The 9,019-nt window shown below is 68.5% G+C and carries 10 protein-coding genes; 5 read left to right on the top strand and 5 right to left on the bottom strand.

All coding sequences use genetic code 11. The features are described 5' to 3' along the window. Positions 1-76: 76 nt before the first annotated feature. Positions 77-877, top strand: coding sequence for an MBL fold metallo-hydrolase (locus tag AB0F41_RS31090; protein ID WP_357430078.1), 801 nt, complete (start codon positions 77-79; stop codon positions 875-877). A 108-nt stretch (positions 878-985) separates the two neighbouring features. Here the strand turns inward: AB0F41_RS31090 and AB0F41_RS31085 are convergent, their stop codons facing one another. Both AB0F41_RS31085 and AB0F41_RS31080 read right to left on the bottom strand, forming a co-directional pair. After that, positions 986-1,660, bottom strand: coding sequence for a Crp/Fnr family transcriptional regulator (locus AB0F41_RS31085; RefSeq protein ID WP_357430076.1), 675 nt, complete (start codon positions 1,658-1,660; stop codon positions 986-988). 183 nt (positions 1,661-1,843) lie between these two features. Then, entirely contained in the window at positions 1,844-2,098 is a 255-nt protein-coding gene (locus AB0F41_RS31080) for a hypothetical protein (protein WP_357430074.1), read from the bottom strand. Between the two features lie 217 nt (positions 2,099-2,315). Here AB0F41_RS31080 and nth point away from each other — a divergent pair, with 217 nt between their 5' ends. From nth to AB0F41_RS31060, 4 genes are all read left to right on the top strand, one after another. After that, the gene (gene nth, locus AB0F41_RS31075; protein WP_357430072.1) at positions 2,316-3,023 is read left to right on the top strand and encodes an endonuclease III; all 708 of its coding nucleotides are present in this window, start codon (positions 2,316-2,318) and stop codon (positions 3,021-3,023) included. Beyond that, on the top strand, positions 3,020-3,679 hold the full coding sequence (locus tag AB0F41_RS31070) for a TlpA disulfide reductase family protein (RefSeq protein WP_357430070.1): 660 nt from the start codon (positions 3,020-3,022) through the stop codon (positions 3,677-3,679). The genes nth and AB0F41_RS31070 overlap by 4 nt, the downstream gene beginning before the upstream one ends. Positions 3,680-3,811: 132 nt before the next feature. Beyond that, on the top strand, positions 3,812-4,516 hold the full coding sequence (locus AB0F41_RS31065; RefSeq protein WP_357430068.1) for a CoA pyrophosphatase: 705 nt from the start codon (positions 3,812-3,814) through the stop codon (positions 4,514-4,516). After that, a complete protein-coding gene (locus tag AB0F41_RS31060; RefSeq protein WP_357430066.1) occupies positions 4,513-5,706 on the top strand; it encodes a MarP family serine protease in 1,194 nt (397 codons plus the stop codon). The genes AB0F41_RS31065 and AB0F41_RS31060 overlap by 4 nt, the downstream gene beginning before the upstream one ends. 80 nt (positions 5,707-5,786) lie before the next feature. Here AB0F41_RS31060 and AB0F41_RS31055 read toward each other — a convergent pair whose 3' ends face one another. From AB0F41_RS31055 to nhaA, 3 genes are read right to left on the bottom strand one after another with little or no spacing between them, the layout of a single operon-like run. Continuing rightward, on the bottom strand, positions 5,787-6,752 hold the full coding sequence (locus AB0F41_RS31055) for an alpha/beta hydrolase (RefSeq protein ID WP_357430064.1): 966 nt from the start codon (positions 6,750-6,752) through the stop codon (positions 5,787-5,789). Between the two features lie 48 nt (positions 6,753-6,800). Beyond that, positions 6,801-7,295: a phage holin family protein gene (locus AB0F41_RS31050; protein ID WP_357430062.1), complete on the bottom strand. Its 495-nt coding sequence runs from the start codon at positions 7,293-7,295 to the stop codon at positions 6,801-6,803. Positions 7,296-7,331: 36 nt separating this feature from the next. Then, positions 7,332-8,546, bottom strand: coding sequence for a Na+/H+ antiporter NhaA (gene nhaA / locus AB0F41_RS31045; protein WP_357430060.1), 1,215 nt, complete (start codon positions 8,544-8,546; stop codon positions 7,332-7,334). Positions 8,547-9,019 lie beyond the last annotated feature (473 nt).

The raw sequence follows: 9,019 nt of genomic DNA, 5'->3' as shown, positions 1-9,019 counted from the left end.
CGGGCCCGGCCGGATCCGGCCGGGCCCGCCGGCCCGTAGATTCGACTGTGCTGCTTTCGAACTGGAGGTGTCGCGGATGACACTCACCCACCCCGCCTACGGACAGCTGCGTGAGGTGACCACCTCGGCGTCGGTGCTGCTCGCGGATAATCCGGGCCCGATGACCCTGGACGGGACCAACACCTGGATCCTGCGGGCGCCCGGCCGGCCGGACTGTGTGGTCGTCGATCCCGGCCCGGACGATCCCGCGCATATCGCGCGGATCGCCGAAGTCACCGGCGGTGCGGTCGCGCTGACACTCGTCACCCATCGGCATCCCGACCACACCGGCGGTATCGACGAGCTGGTCCGGCTGACCGGGACCCCGGTCCGCGCCATGGAACCGGAGTTCCTGCGCGGCGATGTCGCACCGCTGACCGACGGTGAGTCGATCGAAGCGGCCGGACTGCGGATCGCCGTGCTGCACACTCCGGGCCATACCGCCGATTCGGTGAGCTTCCTGCTCCCCGACGCGGTGCTCAGTGGTGACACGATCCTCGGGCGTGGGACCACCGTGCTGGACCGTGACGGCACCCTGCGCGACTATCTGGAGTCGATGGACCGTCTGCTCGAAGCGGGCGCCGGACGGGCGCTGCTGCCCGCACACGGGCCGGATCACCCCGATCTGGAACCGGTCGCCCGGTACTACATCGCGCACCGCCGGGAACGGCTGGCGCAGGTCCGGGCCGCGCTGGACGAGCTCGGTGCCGACGCCGACGCCATGGCGGTCGTGCGCAAGGTCTACTCGGACGTCGACGAAAGCCTGTGGCCGGCCGCGCGCAGTTCGGTGGAATCCCAGCTGACGTATCTGCGGTCGGAGCGGGACACACAGAACTGAGCCGAGGCGGGACTCCCCGAGCGGCGGCCGGCCGTACCGGGGAGTCCGTCACCGGGCCCGACCGGCGCATGCGGCCGGACTCGGTCACGGCTCCCGGTACGGGGAGCGTCAGCGGGCGCGGCGGGCCAGCCGCTCGGAATCGGAGATCAGCACACTCTTGCCCTCGAGGCGCAGCCAGCCGCGGTGCGCGAAATCGGCGAGTGCCTTGTTGACGGTCTCCCGGGAAGCACCCACGAGCTGGGCGATCTCCTCCTGGGTGAGGTCGTGGGTGACTCGCAGCGCACCGGCCTCCTGGGTACCGAAACGCTGCGCGAGCTGCAGCAGCGCCTTGGCGACACGGCCGGGAACGTCGGTGAAGATCAGGTCCGCGAGATTGTTGTTGGTGCGGCGCAGCCGGCGGGCGAGTACTCGCAGCAGCTGTTCGGCGATCTCCGGGCGCTGATCGATCCAGGCCTTGAGCGCATCACGGTCCATGGTGACCGCGCGGACCTCGGTCACCGTGGTGGCGGTGGAGGTACGCGGGCCGGGATCGAAGATGGAGAGTTCGCCGAACATATCCGACGGGCCCATGATCGTCAGCAGGTTCTCCCGGCCATCGGGGGAACGCCGACCGAGCTTCACCTTGCCGGACGTGATGATGTACAGCCGGTCGCCCGGTTCGCCCTCGTTGAAGATGACATGGCCGCGGGGGAAATCCACGGGGTTCAGCTGTTTGGCGAGCGCAGCCACCGCGGTGGGCTCAACGCCTTGGAAGATGCCTGCTCTGGCGAGGGCCTCGTCCACGAATGTGCTCCTTAGGAAAATGGCTGTAGTCGTCGGCGGACCGAAGCGGTTCGACCGACAGTGCAGTCTACGCGGCCGGTCGGCGCGCAGTGACAGACACCACGTAAGGAAGGTTAACCGGGGTCGGGCCGCGGTGGGGTATCGGCCGCCCCGATGGGCGTGTACGGGCCCGCGCGGAGCCGATCAGCTCGCGCGAGCGATGTCGAGGTTCTCCCCGGCCTCCTCATTGCGGTTACGGCGGCGGCGTATACGCGCGACCGCCGCCGGTAGTCCGAGCCTGGTTAGCTCGTTGACCTCGGCGTTGCTGGCTTTGTCCAGGTAGGCCTGGACTTCCTCGTCGGGCTCGATAAGTTTGCGAAGCCGGTTCTCCACCCGTTCCATGCCGAGTGCGAACAGCATCAACACCACTGGGAAGAGCACCACAGCGAGTCCTTGCATGCCGGGTAGTAAACACGCTCGAGGTCTCAGATGGAATACGGGAGTAGAACTGACAAGGCAACGTTGTCGGACGGTTCCGTATGGTGGACGGGTGCGAATCTCCCCCTCCGATACCGCCGGAAGCGGTGTTTCCGGCGCTGCCGAGGCGGCCTCCGCGCGGTCGGCCACAGGCGGGGGCCGGAATCGGAAAACCGGTTCCCGACCGGCGGAAACCCGTTTGGGTCTGGTGCGCCGGGCCCGCCGTATGAACCGGATGCTGGCGCGTGCTTTCCCCGACGCGCACTGCGAGCTGGATTTCACCACCCCGCTCGAACTCGCGGTGGCCACGATCCTGTCCGCCCAGTGCACCGACGTGAGAGTGAACATGACCACTCCCGCGCTGTTCGCCGCCTATCCCGATGCCCGTGCCTACGCCGAGGCGAACCGCACGGAGCTGGAGGAACTCATCCGGCCCACAGGTTTCTTCCGCAACAAAGCGAATTCACTCATCGGCCTCGGGCAGGCGCTGCTCGAGCAGTACGACGGTGAATTACCTCACACGATGGCCGAATTGGTCCGGTTACCGGGCATCGGCCGCAAAACGGCCAATGTGATTCTGGGAAATGCTTTCGGTGTTCCGGGAATCACCGTCGACACCCATTTCGGCCGGTTGGTGCGCCGCTGGGAATGGACGGCGGAAGAAGATCCGGTGAAGGTCGAGCACGCGGTGGGGGAACTGATCGAACGCAAGGAATGGACGATGCTGTCGCATCGGGTGATCTTTCACGGGCGTCGCGTCTGCCATTCCCGGAAACCGGCATGCGGGGTATGTGTCCTGGCCAAGGACTGCCCGTCTTTCGGTGCCGGGCCGACCGATCCCGAAACGGCCGCGGCTTTGGTGAAAGGCCCCGAGGCGGCGCATCTGCTCGACCTGGTGGGCCGGTGAACCGGATACCGGTTTTCTGGAAATGGGCGTTGACGGTTGTCGTGGTGGCCTTGGCCGCGGCGGTCGCGCTGTGGCCACGCGGCGGTTCGGAGACCGCCGGAACCGGTGCCCCACCGCAACCCACGCGGCAGATCGACCCCGCGCTGCGGCAGCAGTCGGGTGTGGCGGACTGCCCCGCCGAGAGCCCCACCGCGCCCGCGGCCGGGCCACTGGCGGGACTGGTGCTGAGCTGCCTGGCCGACGGCGCCCCCGCCGGGCCAGGAGACCTCACCGGCCGGCCGCTGGTGCTCAACCTGTGGGCGTACTGGTGCGAGCCCTGCCGGACCGAACTGCCGCTGTTCCAGGAATACGCGGATCGCGCCGGGGACGCGGTGCGGGTGGTGACGGTGCACAGTGATCCGGACGAGGCCAAGGCGCTGTCGCTGCTGGCCGCGCTGAACGAGGATCTGCGCGCCCGGGGTCGCCCGGAGCTGCGGCTACCCGGTATGCAAGACCCCGATGCCAGCGTCCGCGCGGCGGCGAACGCGCCCACCGCCCTGCCCATCACCGTGCTGGTACGTCCGGACGGGTCGATCGCCGACTACGTCGCGCGGCCGTTCCGCGATGTCACCGATATCGCCGGCACCGTGTCCGGCGCGCTGGGAGTTTCCGCGTGAGGCGATACGCCCGCGACCGCTTCGGCCCCCGCGGATCGCATGTAGGCGCTTCGAGGGAGACTCCGTGATGCGATACCTCCGCCTCCGCTTCGGCCGCCGCGGATCGCATGTAACCGCTTCGAGGGAGACTCCTTGACCGAGGAAGATGTGCCACCCTGGCTCGACGGGGTGGCGGGACCGGCGCAGCCCGATTTCTCCGACACCCTCGGCCGGGCGCGCGCACTGCGCCGCACCCTGGCCGGGAAGGTCCGTCAGGCCGCTGTGCTGGTGCTGTTCTCCGGCGACCCCGGCGGCGATCCGGACGGCCCCGGCGGCCTCCCCGCCGACGCGGAGGTGCTGCTGACCCAGCGCGCCTCGACGATGCGCCAGCATCGCGGCCAGGTAGCGTTCCCCGGCGGCGCCGTCGATCCCGGCGACGAGGGTCCGGTCGATACCGCGCTGCGGGAGGCCTGGGAGGAGACGGGACTCGACCGTTCCGGGGTGCAGCCGCTGACGACGCTGCCGAAACTGTTCGTACCGCCGTCCCGGTTCGATGTGACACCGGTCGTCGCGTACTGGCGCGCGCCCAGCGAGGTGCGTGTGGTGGACCGGGCGGAAACCGATCGGGTGGTGCGGGTTCCGATGTCGGAACTGCTGGATCCCGCAAATCGCTTCCTGGTGCGCAGTAGTCTCGGCTACCACGGTCCGGCGTTCCAGGTGGACGGAATGTTGGTCTGGGGACTGACCGGCGGCATACTGGCCGGACTCGTGACTTCACTGGGCTGGGAATCGGAATGGGACCGAACCGACGTGCGTGATCTGGAACAGGCCTTGGCCGCCGTGGGGATGGTGTTGTGAGCTCCTCGGCGTGGCTCGATATAGCTGTTGTCATATTGGCCCTGCTGGCCGCCTCCTCCGGATGGCGGCAGGGGGCGGTGGCGTCGGCGCTGGCTTTTCTCGGGGTGGTACTCGGCGCGGTCGCCGGAATCCTGATCGCACCCCATATTCTCGTGCATATCGACGAGGGCCGCAGTCGCGTCCTGGCGGGTGTGCTGCTCATCGTGGCGCTGGTTATCGTCGGCGAGGTGGCCGGCATGGTGCTGGGCCGGGCGGCGCGCAGCGGGATGCGTCACCCCTTCGCGCGGGGCGCCGACAGCGCCGTGGGCGCGGTCTTGCAGACCGGCGCGGTGCTGGTGACCGCGTGGCTGCTGGCGTTGCCGCTGGCGACCTCCTCGCAGCCCGCGATCGCCGCCGCGATCAACGGGTCGCGGGTGCTCGCCGATGTCAACCGGGTCGCGCCGGACTGGTTGCGTCAGTTGCCGAACGAGTTCTCCAAACTGCTGAACACCTCGGGGCTGCCGGATGTGATCGGCCCGTTCGGCCGCGCCCCGATCGCCGCGGTGGAACCGCCGGATCCCAGCGTGCTGGCCAGCACGGTCGCGGGTTCGCTACAGCAGAGCGTGCTACGTATCCGCGGTGTCGCACCGAGTTGCCAGCGGGCCCTGGAGGGTTCGGGTTTCGTGATCTCCCCGGAGCGGGTGATGACCAACGCGCACGTGGTGGCCGGAACAACCAGTGTTACCGTGGATTCGGCGGCCGGCCCGCTGGACGCGTCGGTGGTGGAATTCGATCCGTCGATGGATATCGCGGTCCTCGCGGTGCCGGGGCTGACCGCGCCCGTCATCCCGCAGGCGCCGGAGCCGGCGAGTTCCGGTGAGAGTGCGATCGTGCTGGGTTATCCCGGCGGCGGCCGGTACACGGCGAGTGCGGCACGGGTCCGGGAGACGCTGGATCTGAGCGGGCCCACCATCTATCGGGACGGAACCGTCGAGCGCGAGGTGTACACCGTGCGCGGTCAGGTGCGGGCCGGTAATTCGGGCGGCCCGCTGGTGGATACCGAGGGCCAGGTGCTGGGTGTGGTGTTCGGCGCCGCGGTCACCGACGACGACACCGGATATGTCCTCACGCTCGACGAGGTCCGCCAGCGGATCACCGCCGCGCCGTCGTCCACCGATGCGGTCGCCACCGGACCCTGCGTGCTCAGCTGACAAAGGGAGGCGTGGGCGCGGTGGAGGCTGTGCCCATGGGCCCCGCTCGGTGGAGGGCGTGCTCACGGGCCCCGATCGGGTCAGGCGCCGGGGCGCCGGGGTTCGCCGTGTACGGCCAGGAGTTTGGCGATTTCGGCGGTGACAGCGTCCGGGTTCTCCTGATGCGCGAAATGCGCGGCGTCCCGGATGGTGACCACCCGCCGTCGCGGCGACAGCTGCGGGCCGCGATGCACGGTGGCGGGCAGGATGTAGCGGTCGAATTCGCCGCGCATCGACACCACCGGGATATCGATCGGCCGTCGCATCACGGCCATGAACCGGCGGCCGTCGGGCCGCCATTGGCTGCGGAACGCCCAGCGCTTGTATTCCAGGGCGCAATGCGCCGCGCCGGGGATCCGGATGGCCGAACGCATCCGGCCTACGGTGTCGGCGAAGTCGGCTGTGGCCGCCCAGGAGTCCGAGCCACGGCGGTGCAGCACCTCGGCGGCGCCGTGCCCGTCCCGGCGGGTGAGCCGGTGCTCGGGCAGCCGTGGCGGCTGGGCCCGCAGGAAATCCGGCAGCCAGGTCCGGCGCTGGGCGTTATCGCGCAGCACCGAACTCTTCAGCGCCGCCGGATGCGGCGAGGAGACCACCGCGATCGACCGGACCAGCCGCGGATGCAGAACAGCGGTCGCCCAGCACACCAGGCCGCCGTCGGCGTGCCCGACCAGGGTGGCATCGCTGTAGCCGAGTGCGCGGATCAGTCCGGCGATATCACCGGCCAGCGTCCAGCCGTCGTAGCCCCGGGGCGGTTTATCGCTGTCGCCGTAGCCGCGCAGATCCACCGCGACCGCGTGGTAACCGAGTTCGGCCAGCGCTGTCAGCTGATGGCGCCACGACCACCAGAAATCGGCGAACCCGTGCAGCAGCACGACCAGCGGCGCTTCCGGGTCCGCGGGTGCGGCGCTCGCCACGTGCAGGCGGATACCGTTGGCGTGCACATCACGGTGTGCCCAGGAACCGTCATAGCGGACGCTGGACGGGTCCGGTGCATTGTTCGACGCCACGTCGACCGAGCGTAGTTAACGCCGGGTCGTGTCCTGTTCCTGACCCGCCTACCGCGGCGACTTGTCGAGCGCGACCGCCTCGTCGTGGCTGCCGAATCCCGACGGCAGCACGGTGCGGGTCTGCTTGAGCGAATCGATGGTCTTCTCCGGTGCCCGCAGGCGTTTCACCTTGCGCCAGCCCAGCAGTGCCAGCAGCACCGTCACCAGGATCATGAGCGCGAAAACGATCCAGAACGCGGCCCACCGGGTGAGCCAGATGTCCAGGGTCTCGGCGACGGCGAAGAAGAAGAAGAAACTGCTGAAAAGCAGGACGGTGAGCGCGGTGATGAAGAAGACGCTGCCCTGCAGGCCCTTCTTGATCTCGCCGGTGACCTCGGCTTTCGCTAGCGCCACTTCGGCTCGAACCAGGGTGGAGACCTGTTCGGAGGCGTCGCGGACCAGGCTGCCGAAGCTGGCCGATCCGTGCGGGTCGATCTCCGACAGCGGTATCGAGGTGACCGCGCCTCGTGCACCGTCTCCGTTACCGCCCTGTGTGACACTCACGTCGTCGACCCTCTCCCTGTCCGAACCTGGTCGGTCCTACTGTTCTGGTTCTAGCGCATCCGCGTCCCGCCGTGCTTGGTGGACACGCCCACGCCGCAACAGTAGCGCCGAACCCGCCAGCGATGCGCCCATGGAGGTCACCAGGACCGCGGCCTTGGCCAGTTCCGCGGAAGCCGGGTAATCCTCGAGCGCCAGTTCTGCCACGAGCAGGCTAACGGTGAACCCGATCGCGCCGAGTACCGACAGGGCGAACATATCCCGATACCCCAGATATGCGGGACGTTTGGCGATACCGAGGCGGATGGCGGTCCAGCTGATACCGAAGATTCCGATGGTCTTCCCGAACAGCAGGCCGAGAATGATGGCCAGCGACAGTCGTTCGGTGAACAGGTCGCCGAGCACCTCGGTGTTGAACGGCACCCCGGAGGCGAACAGTGCGAACAGTGGAACGCACAGGCCGGCCGAGATCGGCTGGACCCGGTGCTCCCAGCGGGTGGCCGGAGCCTCGTGTTCCCCCTCATCTGGCCGCACGCGGGTGAGCAGACCGCAGGCCACCCCGGCGATTGTGGGGTGGATATGCGCTTCGTGCAGGGCATACCAGCACACGAGCCCGATCGCGATATAGATCAACGGCGAGGTCCACCGCCGCTTCTGGGCGAACCACCAGGCCGCGCAGCAGGCCAGCGCGGCCAGCAGCCAGGTGAAGGCCAGGCCGGTCGTGAAGAGGACGGCGATGAGCGCTATCGCCATGAGGTCGTCCACCACGGCGAGACTGAGCAGGAAAACACGCGCGCTGGCCGGGATCCGGGAACCGGTCATGGCCAGTACGGCGAGCGCGAAGGCGATATCGGTGGCGACCGGGATGGCCCAGCCCCGATCCATCCCCTCCACGCCGAACCCCACGCAATAGGCGATGATCGCCGGGGTCACCACGCCGCCGACGGCGGCGATGATCGGCAGCGCGGCCCGCTTCGGGTCCGCGAGTTCACCGACCACGAGCTCGCGTTTCAGTTCGAGCCCGGCGACGAAGAAGAAGATGGCGAGCAGACCGTCCTTGGCCCATTCGGCGACGGTCAGATCCAGATGCAGCGGCGGGATCGGCAGATGGGTGTCCGACAGGGTTGTGTAAGCATCGCCCCACGGAGAGTTCACCCAGAGCAACGCCACCGCAGCCGCGATCAGCAGCAGTGAGCCGCCGACGGTTTCGGTCCGGAGATACCTGGCGAGTTCCGACTGTGGGCGACTGAGCACGGGAAACCTTCCGGTCGACGGACAACTACCGCACCCGCCCGGGCGGAATCACCTGCCGCGGGCGCGCACCAACTTCGCCGACCAGACTTCCCGGCACACCGCAGGTAATGATAGTTGGAGCGGCTCCGTTGCTTCGAGGACGGGTGGGGGGTGGGTTGAGGCGGCCCTTCCGTGAAGGGGGGTGGAGCGACCGCTCTGGTGAGGGTTGGGGAGGTGGGTTGAGGCGGTTTCTCTGCGAAGAGGGGGTTCGGAGCGACCTCTTCGTGAAGGGTGGGGGAGGTGGGTTGAAGCGGCCCTTCCCGCGAAGGGGGGTTTGGAGCGACCGCTCTGCCGAGGGTTTGGGGAGGTGGGTTGAAGCGATCCCACCGCGAAGAAGGGGTTCGGATCGACGCCTCCGCCAAGGGTCGGGCTGTGATTTTGGAGCGGCTCCGCCGCTCGAGGGTGGGGCCCTATTAACCCGGTTCTTCACTCCC

The organism is Nocardia sp. NPDC024068 (assembly GCF_040638875.1).
Lineage (GTDB): Bacteria > Actinomycetota > Actinomycetes > Mycobacteriales > Mycobacteriaceae > Nocardia.
This window is presented reverse-complemented; position numbering and strand designations above follow the sequence as displayed.